The organism is Halobellus litoreus (assembly GCF_024464595.1).
In the GTDB taxonomy this organism is placed as follows: Archaea; Halobacteriota; Halobacteria; order Halobacteriales; family Haloferacaceae; genus Haloquadratum; species Haloquadratum litoreum.
Map to the genome: position 1 here is coordinate 373484 of NZ_JANHAW010000001.1, position 13677 is coordinate 387160.

At 68.1% G+C, this 13677-nt stretch carries 17 protein-coding genes; 2 read left to right on the forward strand and 15 right to left on the reverse strand.

Annotated elements, in window-relative coordinates; all coding sequences use genetic code 11:
• Positions 1 to 61 precede the first annotated feature (61 nt).
• The gene (locus NO360_RS01920; protein WP_256305684.1) at positions 62 to 805 is read right to left on the reverse strand and encodes a proteasome assembly chaperone family protein; all 744 of its coding nucleotides are present in this window, start codon (positions 803 to 805) and stop codon (positions 62 to 64) included.
• 123 nt (positions 806 to 928) lie between these two features.
• On the opposite strand from NO360_RS01920, the gene NO360_RS01925 reads away from it, so the two are divergent.
• Entirely contained in the window at positions 929 to 2050 is a 1122-nt protein-coding gene (locus NO360_RS01925; RefSeq protein WP_256305685.1) for a mechanosensitive ion channel family protein, read from the forward strand.
• A 3-nt stretch (positions 2051 to 2053) separates the two neighbouring features.
• Here NO360_RS01925 and NO360_RS01930 read toward each other — a convergent pair whose 3' ends face one another.
• From NO360_RS01930 to NO360_RS01980, 11 genes are all read right to left on the reverse strand, one after another.
• Entirely contained in the window at positions 2054 to 2461 is a 408-nt protein-coding gene (locus tag NO360_RS01930) for a universal stress protein (RefSeq protein WP_256305686.1), read from the reverse strand.
• 124 nt (positions 2462 to 2585) lie between these two features.
• Entirely contained in the window at positions 2586 to 3980 is a 1395-nt protein-coding gene (locus tag NO360_RS01935) for a bifunctional metallophosphatase/5'-nucleotidase (RefSeq protein ID WP_256305687.1), read from the reverse strand.
• Between the two features lie 125 nt (positions 3981 to 4105).
• Positions 4106 to 4312, reverse strand: coding sequence for a dodecin (locus tag NO360_RS01940; protein ID WP_256305688.1), 207 nt, complete (start codon positions 4310 to 4312; stop codon positions 4106 to 4108).
• Between the two features lie 76 nt (positions 4313 to 4388).
• Positions 4389 to 5045, reverse strand: coding sequence for a DUF2238 domain-containing protein (locus tag NO360_RS01945; protein ID WP_256305689.1), 657 nt, complete (start codon positions 5043 to 5045; stop codon positions 4389 to 4391).
• Positions 5042 to 5740 carry a hypothetical protein gene (locus tag NO360_RS01950; protein ID WP_256305690.1) on the reverse strand — a complete coding sequence of 233 codons (699 nt, stop codon included), beginning with the start codon at positions 5738 to 5740 and terminating at the stop codon, positions 5042 to 5044. Before NO360_RS01950 ends, NO360_RS01945 begins: the two co-directional genes overlap by 4 nt.
• A gap of 181 nt (positions 5741 to 5921) precedes the next feature.
• On the reverse strand, positions 5922 to 6263 hold the full coding sequence (locus tag NO360_RS01955; RefSeq protein ID WP_256305691.1) for a DUF7116 family protein: 342 nt from the start codon (positions 6261 to 6263) through the stop codon (positions 5922 to 5924).
• A gap of 191 nt (positions 6264 to 6454) precedes the next feature.
• On the reverse strand, positions 6455 to 7870 hold the full coding sequence (locus NO360_RS01960; RefSeq protein ID WP_256305692.1) for an FAD-dependent oxidoreductase: 1416 nt from the start codon (positions 7868 to 7870) through the stop codon (positions 6455 to 6457).
• Positions 7867 to 8082, reverse strand: a complete 216-nt coding sequence (locus NO360_RS01965) for a hypothetical protein (RefSeq protein WP_256305693.1) — start codon at positions 8080 to 8082, stop codon at positions 7867 to 7869. Before NO360_RS01965 ends, NO360_RS01960 begins: the two co-directional genes overlap by 4 nt.
• Positions 8083 to 8229: 147 nt before the next feature.
• Positions 8230 to 9162 (reverse strand): winged helix-turn-helix domain-containing protein, encoded by a 933-nt coding sequence (locus NO360_RS01970; RefSeq protein ID WP_256305694.1) that lies wholly within the window; start codon positions 9160 to 9162, stop codon positions 8230 to 8232.
• A 151-nt stretch (positions 9163 to 9313) separates the two neighbouring features.
• Positions 9314 to 9565 (reverse strand): DUF5816 domain-containing protein, encoded by a 252-nt coding sequence (locus NO360_RS01975; protein WP_256305695.1) that lies wholly within the window; start codon positions 9563 to 9565, stop codon positions 9314 to 9316.
• Between the two features lie 31 nt (positions 9566 to 9596).
• Positions 9597 to 9968, reverse strand: coding sequence for a HesB/IscA family protein (locus NO360_RS01980; protein WP_256305696.1), 372 nt, complete (start codon positions 9966 to 9968; stop codon positions 9597 to 9599).
• Positions 9969 to 10144: 176 nt separating this feature from the next.
• On the opposite strand from NO360_RS01980, the gene NO360_RS01985 reads away from it, so the two are divergent.
• Entirely contained in the window at positions 10145 to 10564 is a 420-nt protein-coding gene (locus tag NO360_RS01985) for a universal stress protein (RefSeq protein ID WP_256305697.1), read from the forward strand.
• A gap of 36 nt (positions 10565 to 10600) precedes the next feature.
• On the opposite strand, the gene NO360_RS01990 is transcribed toward NO360_RS01985, so the two are convergent.
• The 3 genes from NO360_RS01990 to hisD all read right to left on the reverse strand — a co-directional run bounded on the left by NO360_RS01990 (position 10601) and on the right by hisD (position 13666).
• Complete coding sequence (locus NO360_RS01990) at positions 10601 to 11371, reverse strand: HpcH/HpaI aldolase family protein (RefSeq protein ID WP_103990272.1); 771 nt, start codon at positions 11369 to 11371, stop codon at positions 10601 to 10603.
• A 128-nt stretch (positions 11372 to 11499) separates the two neighbouring features.
• The gene (locus NO360_RS01995) at positions 11500 to 12282 is read right to left on the reverse strand and encodes an SAM-dependent methyltransferase (RefSeq protein ID WP_256305698.1); all 783 of its coding nucleotides are present in this window, start codon (positions 12280 to 12282) and stop codon (positions 11500 to 11502) included.
• A gap of 7 nt (positions 12283 to 12289) precedes the next feature.
• On the reverse strand, positions 12290 to 13666 hold the full coding sequence (gene hisD / locus NO360_RS02000) for a histidinol dehydrogenase (protein WP_256305699.1): 1377 nt from the start codon (positions 13664 to 13666) through the stop codon (positions 12290 to 12292).
• Between the last annotated feature and the right edge of the window lie 11 nt (positions 13667 to 13677).

Sequence of the window (13677 nt, forward strand, 5' to 3'; positions counted from 1 at the left end):
TTCCAGCTACCGACCACGGTTCCGACCAGCGACCGGGGCGTCCGGGTTCACCGACCTGGCGCTACATATACATTCGATCCTCGGGCAGTTCGTCGTCCCGTTCCTGCATCCGCTCTGCGAGTTCCGCGTAGTACTGTTCGACCTCGGCCGCGAACGCCTCCAGCGGTCCGGCGTCGATGTCGATCTCGTAGATCTCTTCGACGGTTTCGACGAGCCTGATCGACGCCTGCACGTCCGGGACCTGGGCGTGGACGGGCGTGACGAACGTGCAGACGCCCAGCGGCGAGTCGATACCCCGCTCGATCAGCGCCGCGTTGGTTCCGTCGAGGAATCCGCGCCCCATCGCCGGCACCGACCCCTCCGCGAGCCGCTTCTCGCGGTAGTCGTCGGTGGCGACGTAGAATGTCCGGTGCTCCTCCGGGCCGTGCGGAATCGGGACGCCCGAGAGAATCGCGATCTCGCGGACCCCGTTCGATTCGGTCCAGTCGAGGACCGCGTCGGCGAACGTTCGTCCGACGCCGACGGGGACGAACAGCTCTCCGACCAGGACGGTCACGTCGAGATCGTCGCGCGAGAACAGTCGCGTGTGGTGTCTCGGCCGGCCGTTCTCGAACGGGGTAACCGTCGGGAGCCCCTCGGCCGAGAGGTGCCCGCGCTCCTCGAGTCCGAGGCGGTCGACGATGTAGTCGGCCGCGGTGAGTCCTGCGAGTCCGAACGAGGAAAACCCCGCCAGGAGCGTTTCGCTCGGCTCGGTCTCGTGCGTGATCGTGAAGTCGGGAGTGGACTGGGATCCTGACGCGCTCATTGGCCCCCTATTCGTCGACTGTGACCTTATTGTTTCCTAACTGAACAGTTAACGGACCGGTGTTTCCGGGTCCGCACCGCCGGGGAGGAACGCTTTTTATCTGGCCCTCTCGTGGACGGAGATATGCAGTCGGCGACGACACCCACGCCCACGCCGACGCCCGTCCCCGACGGCGGGCGAACGCTCGCCGCCGCGCTCCCCGAGTGGCTCCTGTTCCCGGGCTGGCGGTGGGTGCTCGCCGCCCTGATCGTCGCGGTCGGGATCCTCGTCTCGCGGTACGTCGTCCGACTCGTCGGCCGGCCCGTCGCGCGGCGGTTCCAACGGCAGAGCGTCGCACAGATGGCGCTCCGACTCGTGCGACTCGGCGTCGTCCTCGTCACGCTCGGCATCGCCGCCAGCGTGCTCGGCCTCGAGTTCGGCGACATCGTCCTCTCGGTGACGGTCTTCTCGGCCGTCCTCGGTATCGTGCTCGCACCGATCGTCGGGAGCACGATCAACGGCCTGTTTCTGCTCGCCGACCAGCCCTTCGAGATCGGGGATATGATCGAGTTGGACGACGGGCGACGCGGGTTCGTCGACGACATCACGATTCGGTACACCAAGATGTTCACCCTCGACAACACGTTCCTCGTCATTCCGAACTCCGAGATCCGCGAGCACCTCGTGACGAACTACTCCGCGGAGGACGAGCGCGTGCGACTCAGTCTCGACGTGGTCGTCACCTACGAGTCGGACATCGACGCGGCCCGGCGGTCGATGTGCCGCGCGGCCGCCGCGGACGACGCGGTGATCGAGGGCGGGCCGGACATCCGCATCGGCAGCGCGCGATACCCCGCCCGGCCGACGGTGTTGAAGTCCGACTTCGGCGACGACGGCGTCGCACTCACGCTCCGGTACTGGGCGAAAATGCCCTACAAGATCCCCTCCATCGAGTCGCGGGTCCGTGGTCGAATCTGGGACGCGTTCGGGGGGTCCGACGCCGACATCGAGTTCGCCTACCCGCACCGGCACCTGGTCTTCGACGAGACCAGCGGCACGCTCGATGCGACCGTGGGACGCCGGGCGGGCCGAGGTCCGACAGTCGACGACGGGTCCAGACAGACCGCGTTCGAGGACCGCGATGGTGTGGATATGGGTACCGGGTCATCCGGTTCCGACGGCGAGAGCGACCGGGGAGACTCTAGCAATGACGACATCGAGAGCGAGGAAGTCGGAGCCCAGACACGGAGTCCCGGCGAAGAGTGACGCTCACTCCTCGGCGCGAGCGGTGACGACCGTGCAGTCCAGTTTCTCCCGGAGGTACGTCTCGATGTCGGGGTCGTCGAGGAAGCGGCGCAGCATCGTCCGCCAGCGACTGGCCTGCTTCGAGCCGAGGACGACGACGTCGGCGGCGTCCGCGGCGACCTCCTCTAGGATCGTCTCCTCGACGAGGAACCCGCTGCGGACGACGTAGCGCGTCCGCTCCAGCGGGCCGAACTCGGACTCGACGGCCCGCTTCAGTTCCGCTCGCGTCACGTCGCGGCTCTCCTGGTAGAGGTCGACGTGAAGCACGGTCAACTCGGCTTCGCGTTCCTCCGCGATCCGGACGGCCTCCGCGAGCGTCGCCCGGGAGTGCTTCGACAGCGGGTACCGAACGGGGACCACGACGCGAGTCATTATCGGAACGGAAGACGCGACGGTTCCTGAACGTTTCCACTTGCCCCGTCGATCCGGACGCGACTCTGCGGCGAACGCCGAGAGGCCCTGACCGTCACGGTCCCCGTCTCGGTAGCCGCCACAGTCACTCCGACGACGCCGAGGTGCTCGTCTCCGCCCCCGACACGCGTCGGATCCGCCCCTCGACCGCGGCGTCGATCCCGAACTCCCGCGCGTACTCGGCCAGCACCTCGAACTGGATGTCGCCTTCCCCGCACCTGTGCCGCTCCTGGAGCGTCGGGAACTCGTGGTCGCTGTGGAGGACGTACGCGGAGGTCGCGACGGTGTATCGCCGGTCCGGGTCGACGGGGTCGCCGCCGACCCGGGCGTCGAGCAATTCCGCCGCCCCGTCGTCCCACCGGATCTCCGCGCCCGAGAAGTGCCCGTGCCACCATCCCGGTTCGCCGAAGTCGACGACGGCGGCCGCGGACTCGCGGAACACGCGTTGCAGTTCCGCGCCGGTGAGTTCCGCCCGGACGACGCGCTCCTCGAAAGGGATGACGCTCACCAGGTCGGCGACGGACACCGCGCCGGAGAGCGGCGGTCCGTCGCGGATCCCGCCGCTGTTCTGCAGCCCCACGTCGGCGTCGAGCGACCAGCGGTACGCGTCGGCGACGAGGTTGCCGATCCGGCACTCGCCGCCGAACACGGTGGCGTCGCTCCTGTCGAGCGGCCGGTCGACGCGGGCGACCGTCTCGTCGAGGCCAGCGGCGTCGACGCGTCCCCGGAGCGCGGACACGACGTCGTCGGCGACCGGTGCGTCGGCGGTCTCGTGGCGCTCGACGTCGATCGGGCCGTCCGTCTCGAAGGTCACCTCGAAGATCGCGTGGCCGTTCGCGCCGGGGCGGAGCAGGAGCGTGTCCGCCACCCGCTCGCGGCGTTCGGCGTGGACGTGACCGCCGAGGATAACGTCGACGTCGACGCGCCGTGCGAGTTCGTCGTCGCCGCCGCCGAGGTGTGAGAGCGCGACGACGCGGTCGACTCCTGCTGTCCGAAGTTCGTCGACGGCTGCTTCGGCGGCGTCGTAGGGGTCCGAAAAGCGGAGTTCGCCGGCCATCGGATTCAACGACGGCGTCGCCGGATCGGTGACGCCGAAGAGACCGATCCGGACGCCGCCGACCTCCCTGACCGCGTGCGGGACCACGTCGGGCGCGGCGAAGCGCTCCCCGCCGGACTCGTGGACGTTCGCCGACACCCACGTCTGGGGGGCGGCGGCGACGATCGACCGCGTCGCTTCGGGTCCGAAGTCGAAGTCGTGGTTGCCGAACGTCTCGACGTCCGCGTCGACCGCACGGAAGAGATCGAGCGCCTGCCGACCGCGTTCGATCAGGGCGAGGACGCCCGGCGAGGTGTTGTCACCCGTTCCGCAGACGAGGGCGTCGTCACCGTTTCGCGACCGGAGCGCCCCCGCGAGGCGACCGACCCGAACCGGATCGTCGTAGACGTTTTCGACGTCGGAGTAGTGGAGGAGACGCGGCATTCACGCTCTCTGGTAGAGCGATAAAAATGAAGTCGTCGGTGTCGTGCTCGGTCCGTCTCACACGCCTAAGAGACCGACGGGAGGCGCGTGAGACGACCGATCGTCGCCGGCGTCGGACGGCCGGCCTACTCGCCGTCTCGGAGTTGGAAGGCGACCGTGACTTCCGCCTGGTACTCCCGGTCTTCGACCGACGCGACTTCGACGCCGAGTTCGTCCACCTCGATCCAGTGGACGTTGTCGAGCGTCTCCTCCGCTCGGTTGATCGCGTCGTCGACCGCTTCGTCGAAACTCGCTCCACTCCGACCGATCAGGGTTACCTTTTTGAACACCATCGTCGGGCGGTGATACAGTACGGAGGACGATAAGTCTCGGGGCCAGGGAGGGGGAGCTCCCGGGCCGGAGCTGCAGTCACGGACGCGACTCGTCCAGTCGCTGCGTGAGCGCGTCGACCACCTCGCCGAGTTGACTGCTGCCGTAGATGGCGACGATTATGGCGCCGACGGTGTCGAAGACGAGGTCGAGCATCGAGTCCCCGAGACCGTACTGCGTGAGGACGCCCGGGCTCCCGGTGTACTCCGCGGCGAGGCCGATCCCGAACTCGATCACCTCCCAGAGGACGCCGAACGCCAGCACGAACAGCAGAATGAAGACGAACTGGAAGCGCGGCGGCAGCGACACCGAATCGGAGTGGATGTCGACCGCGCGGGTCGTCGCGTACCCCACGCCGGCGACGAGGCTGGCCGAGAGCGCGTGGGTCAGGTGGTCCCACCACCAGACGTTGGCGTACGGTTTGCCGATCCCCGGGATCGTGATCGTGCCGACCGCGTGCAGGAACACCGCCGCGGAGATCCAGAGCGTCAGCCCCGCGTCCATCGGGATGCCGGCGTCGCGTTCGAGGATCCCGGGGAGGAACGTCACGAAGAGCCCGATCGAGGCGTTGACGATCACGCCGGCGTGACGGAGGAGCAGTCCCGCAAGCAGCATCGAAGCCAGGAACAACTGCATCCCGCGGGCGGCCTGGCGCTGTCGGCGCTCGGAGATGTGGAGGAAGTCGCGGATCCTCATCGGTCGCTCACCTCGGTGTCCGCCGAAGCCCGTTCGGGACCCGATTCGACGTCCGGGTATCCGGCCGGCTCGCTGTCGGGGATCCGACGGGCGAGTCGCGCGCGGCGGCGGAAGTAGTACTCGAAGAGGACGCCCGCGAAGACGCCGGCGATCGTCGCCGCGACGAAGTCCCACATCAGCGCCTCCTCGATGACGTGCTCCGGGCGGCCGTCGTAGAGGAAGCGCGTGCCGAGGAGGACGTCCGAGAGCCACCGGACGACCGCCCAGATGCCGGCGGCGGCCATCGTCGTCACGACGACGAAGACGACCGCGAAGCGGTGGCTCATCTTCACCGACGTGAACACGTCGAGTTCGACCGCGATCAGGAGCGCGACGGCGGCGACGGCGACGTAGGTCACGATGCGTCCCGAGAACGTCATTCCGGCGACTGTCTCGCCGGCGACGAGCGCCCGCAACACGATCGGCAACGCCGCGAGGAGGACGACCTCCCAGGGAAGCATCGCAGTGGCGCGCCGCCGGGCGATCGGCGGGACGAGCGCCACAGCGAGGACTGCGAGCGTGAACCCCGCCCACTCGAGGTCGCCTGAGAACACCTGGGCGACCGCCGCGACCGCCAGAAAGAGGAGGATCGTCGCGGCCAGGGCGGCGTTGAGCCGGCGGCTCTCGACGACGTTCGATAGGCCGGTGTGCGACATACCCTTCGGTAGGCGGCTCCCGGTACAAAACGGTTCGTTCGCCGCAGATCCGCGGGACGGACTGGCGGCTCGGCGTCGAGTGTCACAGGACGGGCCACCGGGGCCTCGGGGACGGCGCGGCTGCTGCCGACGAACGCAGGTGACTGCGGGTCGCCAGACCGCTTGAGACGACGTCTCTCGCTTAGCTGGCGTCCGGCAGGTGGACGTCGTACTCCCCGTCGTCGCCGACGCCGATCACGGCCCACTCGTAGGCGGGATCGACACTCGCGAGTCGGTTCTGTACGTCCCCTGTCTCAGATTTGGGTGCGACGAAGCATCGGAATCGATACGTGTCCGACGGCTCGCCACCGTCCGCGAGCGCGCGGCGTCCGTTCAGATCTTCGCCGTCCGAAAGCGCCGTGACGCGGACCGTGCGCCACTTTCGCTCGGCGACGAAGTCCGATCCGTCGCCCGAGATGCTGTAGCCCAGCCGACTGAAAATCGTCCGGGCGTCCTCCGAGAGAGGCATGCTGACAGGGGGCATGTACCTAATCCTTCGCCAGCCTGTAGCATAAATCTTGCCACCAGTTACCATACGGTGGGATCGGGCGCGAACGCGATTTCGACGGTCGGATCCGGGCGTCGGCTCCGGGCAGTTCCTCGCGTAGTTATCGAGTGAAAACGGCGTCGAGAGGCGAATCTGCCGGTGAACAGACCGCACCGAGACGCCCGCATTCAGCGTGTGCTCACCGAGGAGGCCTGCTCCTGCTGGCGGTTCAGCCGGGGGGATTCCGACCGATCGAGACGCCACCGAGGGGTAAGCACTCGTCGAAGGATGGCCGGCCGCAACAGCGTGCTGGGAGGTCGTTCCATCATCAGAACTCGAACGAAGGCGTCCGTCAAGACGCCGTCGACGCGTGCACCGCGGAGTAATCGATTCAGATACCAGTTGAAGAAGGCCGTGCCGCGAGGTTTCGGTCCTTCCGTCTGGGCGAACTCGAAATCGGCCCCGACCGCCAGATTCCAGGCGGCGTCGACGGTCGGCGCCGTGCGCTCGAAAAACCGGGACGCGAGGTCTTCGCGACCGTCTGCGAGACTGTGATGGAGCATCAGGGCTTCGAGTGCCGCCACCGACATCCCCTGCGCGTACACCGGATTGAAACTCGCGATCGCGTCCCCGACGACGAGCAGTCCGCCGGGGAACCGATCGAGACGCTCGTAGTGGTGCCGTCGGTTGGTGGGGAACGGGTAGTACTCGATCTCGGTGGCCGCCCACGGGTGATCTTCGAGAATCTGTTTCAGTTCCGGCACCGGGAGGCTCGCCGCGTACTCGACGAACTCGTCGCGGTCGGTCGGGGGCTGCTCGCCGTGGACGCCCTGCAGATTCACGATCCAGCGGTCGCCGTCGACGGGCGCGGCCATCCCACCGCGGGTTCGAGGGGAAGACGGGGGAACGAGATAGGTCCGACGGTCGTCTGGCGGTCGCTGGACGAAGGTGGTGCTGTAAGCCATATCGATTTTCACTTCGTCGACCATCGGCGACGGATAGCCGTGATCCTCGAGCCACGCTGGAGTCCTGCTCGCACGGCCGGTGGCGTCCACGACGACGTCGGCGCGGAGTTCCCGACTATCCCCGTCCTGTCGGATTCGGACGCCTTCGACGGTCGTTCCCGAACTGTCGAGCAGATAGTCGGCGCAGTGGCAGTTCGACCGGATGTCGACGGTGTCGATGTCGGACACGCGTTGCCGAACGACGTGTTCGAAGACCGGCCGACTGACCGACACGGTCTCGAGCCGGGTCGGCCCCGGCGCGAGGACCCCGCCCCCGGTGTAGAACCGAACGTCGCTCGCGAAATCGGTGAGCACACCCCCGGCCGAAATCACGTCCTCCGCACACCCCGGAAGGAGGTCCTCGATGGTCGCGCGTCCGGCTTCCAGCAGGGCGTGCGGATGGAGCGACTGGGGCACGCCCGGGCGTGCGACGGGATCCGTGGGCATCCGGTCGCGATCGATGACCGTGACGGTCGCAAACGCATCGGCCAGGACGCGCGCGGTCAACAACCCGGCTATACTCGCGCCGACCACCACCGCGTGGTCACCCATCACGTCGACCCTTGATCGGCCGTACCGGGGAATCGTCGCCAGGGTCATCGGGATCCCTCTCCCAGTCGGGACTCCTGACGGTCCTGTACAGGCCCACTGGGCGCGGTCTCGTGACCACCGACGGCGGTGGAGTGACGGACGTTCGAGGCGAACTGCGTTTCGGAGTCGCCACCGGTAGTCCTCGCGAGCGAGCCCGCCACGCGCGTTACGAGCGGGGCGTGCGATCCGTTGGCCGCAGCCGAGTGGTAGTCGTCTGCCATCACGCTAGATGGTCCGCCGCGCGGCGGCATAACCGTAATCAGCAATCAATTACTGTAAGATGTATAGTATTAATTTTCGTGTGACTCACGGTCGGAGTACCGTTCACGCCGAGTGACCGGTTGGCACGTTGGTAGTCGATGAGACAGTTACGCGTCAACCTCGGTGACCGCTCCGACGTGATCGATCACGAAGCGGAGCCGCTCTCCGTCCTGTTCGACAGTCAGTCGGAGGGAAGGTGAGTCCGTCGAGATGCGCTCCTCTCGCCACCCCAAGCCCCGTTTGATCGCGGCCCAGGTGCTGGGAACGTGTTCGACACCGTGACGGTAGTAGAAGGAGACGAGCGCCGGATGGTTGCTCACCCACGCGTAACTGGGACACCGCCAGGCGAACTTGCAGGAAACGCAAACGCACGTGAGGATGCCCAGGAACCGCGATCCGCAGGCCTCACAGATTCCGTCGTCGTCGTGATCTTCGCAGACTGCGAGCGACGTGTCGACGGAGCCACCACACTCGGGACAAATCCCGTCGATCATCGTTTCGAACCGGCGGATGGAGTAGCCGATGGTGGCGTCGAAAATCTCCTCGGGGGAACGATCGCGAAGACCCTCCGGGGGAAGGCTGAACCCGAAGATCTCGCCACCCCGCTGTGGCCAGTATCCGTCACACGTGCTGCACCGCGCCCATACCGTGCCGTCTTCGTAGGTTATCTCCACCGTACTCCCGCACCGATCACAGGTGGCACCCACGGGGGTCGACTCCACTACCGGATCCCTGGTGACCCCGCCGGCGATAATCGCCCGGACGATCTTGAATCCGGGAGCGGTCAACTCGTAGCCGGTGTCAGTCCGACGAACGAAATGCCCCGTCAACTTTCCCAGGTGATAGTTGAAATTCCCCGTGTCTTCGGCCCCGACCCGGTCGACGAGTTCGGAGAACGGGACGGCGTTGTCGGCCGCGTAGGGATCGTAAACCGCCCACAGTGCGCGGAGGATACCGATTCTCGTCTCGTTACCGACCAGCGTGAACGCATCGTCCGGGGCAAGTGCGTCGGGGGTCCCCCCGTCTGCTCGGCCCATCATATCTCAGCGTACCACGGACTCGAATAAAGACGTGCCTCCCCCGAAAGTGGCACCTCCGACGGGGGCTGCTGCGTCCGAAGCGGTCAGCCTCCAGTTGATACGGCGGACGAACGAGTAGCGCGTTCGACGCTCCGGTCCGACGGCGGGGCGATCACTCGTGGGCCGCGTCCCACTCGTCGGGCTTCCGGATGTTGCCGCAGACGTTGCACTCGATGCGCCCCATCGTGTCCATCGCGTTGTCGGTCGACTCGCAGTTCGCGCAGAAGAATCCCCATCGGTCCGTCGCGTCGGGGGTGGCGTACACGACGAAGAACGGTCCCTTCGCGCCGCGTTCGGCGTCCGATCGGTCGACGTACACGGTCTCGCCGTCGGGCGTCTCGATGGCGTCGAGTTCTACGGCCATACGGGGACGTCGCGGCTCACCGACAAAGAGTTCACGTTCGGAACGACTCGCCGCAGCCGCACTCGCTGACGACGTTGGGGTTCTCCACGTGGAATCCCGCCCCCTGGAGACCGCCCTCGTAGCGGAGCGTCGACCCGCCGACGTAGTTCTGGCTCGCCGGGTCGACGAAGACGCGGAGCCCGTGCTGTTCGACGATCGCGTCGTCGGGTTCGGGCTCGTTGTCGAATCGCATTCCGTAGGAGAGCCCCGCACAGCCGCCCTGCTGGACGAACAGCCGAAGCCCGGCCTCGTCGGTGTCGAGTCCCTCCGACTCGATGAGCCGAATCGCCTCCGCCGCGGCGTCCTGCGTGACGGTCACGGCGGTGTCGCCGTCGCCGCCTCCGTCTGCGGTCTCGGTACTCATATGCGCAGAGATAACGTTCGCAAGGTGTTAATCCTGACGCACGGGGTTACGGGAACCGGTTACGTTCGCCGACGGACAACGCCGAGGGCTGTCAGTCGTCGTCGACTACCCGGCCTCTCGATGATCGAGACAGACGCGTCGCGGGATATATCCCTCCGCCCCCAGAACCGACCCCTATGTACGAGACGATACTCGTTCCGACCGACGGCAGCGAGCAGGCCGACGCGGCCCTGGATCACGCGGTGTCGCTCGCTCGGGCGCACGACGCCACGGTCCACCTCCTGTACGTCGCCGACAGCAACCGCGACAGCGTCACGACGCTCGGCGGCGAAGTCGTCGACGCGCTCGAAGGCGAGGGCGAGCGAATCCTCGAAGAGGCGACCGAACGGCTCGATCCCAGCGTAGACGTCGTCGACGCCATCGAGACCGGCGGTCCCGTCGAGACGATTCTGGACTACGCCGACCTGGTCGACGCCGACGTGATCGTGATGGGAACGCACGGTCGCCGCGGCATCGACCGCTACCTCCTCGGGAGCACGACCGAGCGGGTCGTCAGACTCTCGTCGGTGCCGGTCCTGACCATCCGCGAGGAGTGACGGACTCTCGGAGGCGACGACCCGACCGCCCGCGGTTCACTCGTGTCGGTCGCGGTACTCGGTCAGGTAGCCGCTCGCGCTCTCGGCGAGGAACGCCAGATCGGGCCCCATCGCCAGGAAGTCGACGCCCCACTCGTCCCGCGCGGCGACCTCGTCTCTACTCGTCGCGAGCGTCCCGACCGGACGGTTCTCGGCGTCGGCCGCGCTCACGATCCGATCGACGGCGCTCCGCACCGGTTCGCTGTCGTACTCGCCGAACGCGCCCAGGGACGCCGAGAGGTCCGCGGGCCCGATAAACAGGGCGTCGACGCCGTCGACGGCGGCGATGTCCGCGACGTTCTCCACACCCGCCGCGGACTCCACTTGGACGATCGTGAGGATCTCCTCGCTCGCGGACTCGACGTACGACTGGAGGTTCGCCCCGTAGTCGGCGGCGCGGTACCCCGCCACGCCGCGCCGTCCGTGGGGGCGGTAGGTACAGGCGTCGACGGCCCGTTCGGCCTCCGCGGCGGTCTCGACGGCCGGCACCATCACGCCCGCGGGACCCAGATCGAGCACCCGCTTCACTTCGATGGGGTCGTTCGACGCCACTCGAACGATCGGGACGGTGTCGGTGCCCGCGGCCTCGACGGCCCGGAGCACCGTCGCCAGCGCCCCGAGTGTCATCTCCGTGTGTTCGCCATCGAGGACGGCGAAGTCGAATCCGACTCCGGCGAGGAGTTCGGCGCTCGCCGGATGTCCGATCGAGAGCCAACAGCCGGCGACCGGTTCGCGACCGCGGAGTCTCGACGGGAAGTCCTCGACCATAGTATCAATCGGCTCACGAATCGCTTGAAATTTCGGGTCGATCGAATCTCGGGGCACCCGGCTGACCGAGAGGGGCGCACGGAATAGAAGCGGTAGCGCCCCGATTGGTCGCCCCGATCAGCCCCGCCTCACCCGTCCAACTCGGCCGTCGGAACGCCCGTCTCGACCGGCCGCACCCCGCGACCGACGACGACACCGGGCAGGTCGCTCTCGCCGGAGACCAGCACCGCCTCGAAACCGGCCGTCCGGAGCGCGCCCGTGAGGCCGTCGGCCGTCGTCGTCTCGACGGTTCGACGGTCCGTCACCACCGCGGTCTCTCCCGTCTGTTGGTCGGTCACTCGGTAGTCGACGACGAGTTCCTCGCCCGCGACGTCGACCGCCCGTTCGAGGCGGTAGCGCGATCCGCGGTAGGTCTGGATGCCGGGTTCGGCCACGGCGGCCGGATCGGTCGGGGCGGCGACGACGGCGATTCCGCCGGGACGGAGCGAGCGAGCGGCCGCCACGCAGAGATCGACGGCGGACGCTCGCCCGACCGCCTCTTCGACGGCGTAGACCGCATCGAAGACGGATCGAACGGGGGGTCGAGTCGGCGCTCCGCGGACGGCGGTCGCGCCGCGGGCCTGTGAAAACCGGAGATGCGCGAGGCGCTCGTCGACGCCGACCGCCTCGTACCGCTCACCCAGCGGTCGGAGGAGCGCGCCGACGCCGCTGCCGAGTTCGAGTACCCGATCGACGTCCGCCGGCAGTCGCCCGGTGACGAGCCGCTCCCGTCGCTCGACCCAGCCGTCCGGAATCGAGCGCAGGCGGATCGGGGCGAGCGTCGTGTGCTCGGAGTGCGCCGCCGTCGGGGCAGAGAGGACGGCCTCGCAGGCGTCGGCGAACGTCGGGGGGCGTCGCACTCGGTCGGTCATACGGGTATCACGCGTCGTCGTCGCTGTCGTCCGATTCGGTCTCGCCCGCCGAGTTCGAACTCGTCGCGCTCGCCGAGTCGAACCGCGCGCGGACGCTCTCGGCGTGGGCCTCTAACCCCTCCGCCGCCGCGAGCGTCGTGATGGTCTCCGAGAGCGCGCCGAGGCCGTCGCGGTCGAGACGCTGGACGGTCGTCGACCGCAGGAACGTGTCCACCGAGAGCCCGCCGTACCGCTTCGCGCCGCCGGACGTCGGGAGGACGTGGTTCGTCCCGGAGGCGTAGTCGCCGGCCGCGACGGGCGTGTACGGGCCGAGAAAGACGCTACCGGCGTTGGTGATCCGGTCGAGCAGCGCCTCGTCGTCGTCGGACTGGATCGAGAGGTGTTCGGCGGCGTACTCCTCGGCGAACAGGACCGCCTCCGACATCGACCGCGCGTGGAGGACGCCGGAGGCGTCGTTTTCGAGCGCGTCGCTGATGACGCCTTCCCGTTCCCGGTTGCTCGCCTGTGTCTCGACGGCGGCGGCGACGTCGCTCGCGAGGTCGTCGTCGTCGGTGACGGCCACGACCGAGGAGTTCGGGTCGTGCTCGGCCTGAGCGACCAGGTCCGCGGCGATCAACTCGGGGTCGGCAGTCGCGTCCGCGAGCACCAGAACCTCGGAGGGGCCGGCCAGGAAGTCGATGTCGACGTCGCCCCGGACGGCCGCCTTCGCCGCCGTGACCCACTTGTTGCCGGGACCGACCACCTTCTGGACGGCATTGACGGTCTCGGTCCCGTACGCCAGCGCGCCGATCGCCTGCGCGCCGCCGACACTGTAGACCGCGTCGGCCCCCGCGACGTGCGCGGCAGCGAGCGTGACCGGGTTCAGTTCCTCGGCGGGCGGCGTCGCGAGCGCGACGTGCTCGACGCCGGCGACCTTGGCGGGGACGACGCCCATCAATACGCTGGAGGGGTACGCGGCGGTCCCGCCGGGCGCGTAGACGCCGACGCGTTCGAGCGGTCGGAAGCGACGCCCGAGTTCTCGCAGGCCGGAGCCGCCGTCGTCGTTCGCAGCGCCGCCGACCCCGAACGAGTCCCGCCAGTCGTCCGGGACCTGCCGCTCGTGGAACTCGCGGACGTTCGCCGCGGCCGTCTCGATCGCCTCGCGCACGTCGTCGTCAATCTCGTCGGAGGCGCGCTCGGCGGCGTCGGTCACGTCGAGGTTCCCGACCTCGACGCCGTCGAACTCGCGGCAGAACTCGCGGACCGCGACGTCGCCCTCGGTCCGAACCCGGTCGACGATCTTCTCGACGTCGGCGCGGACGTCCTGGATTCCGGCGTCGCGATCGAAGAAGGCCGCCCGTTCCTCGGGCGAGAGCTCGGAGATTTCCCGAACTTGCAGCGTCATACCGCGCGGTT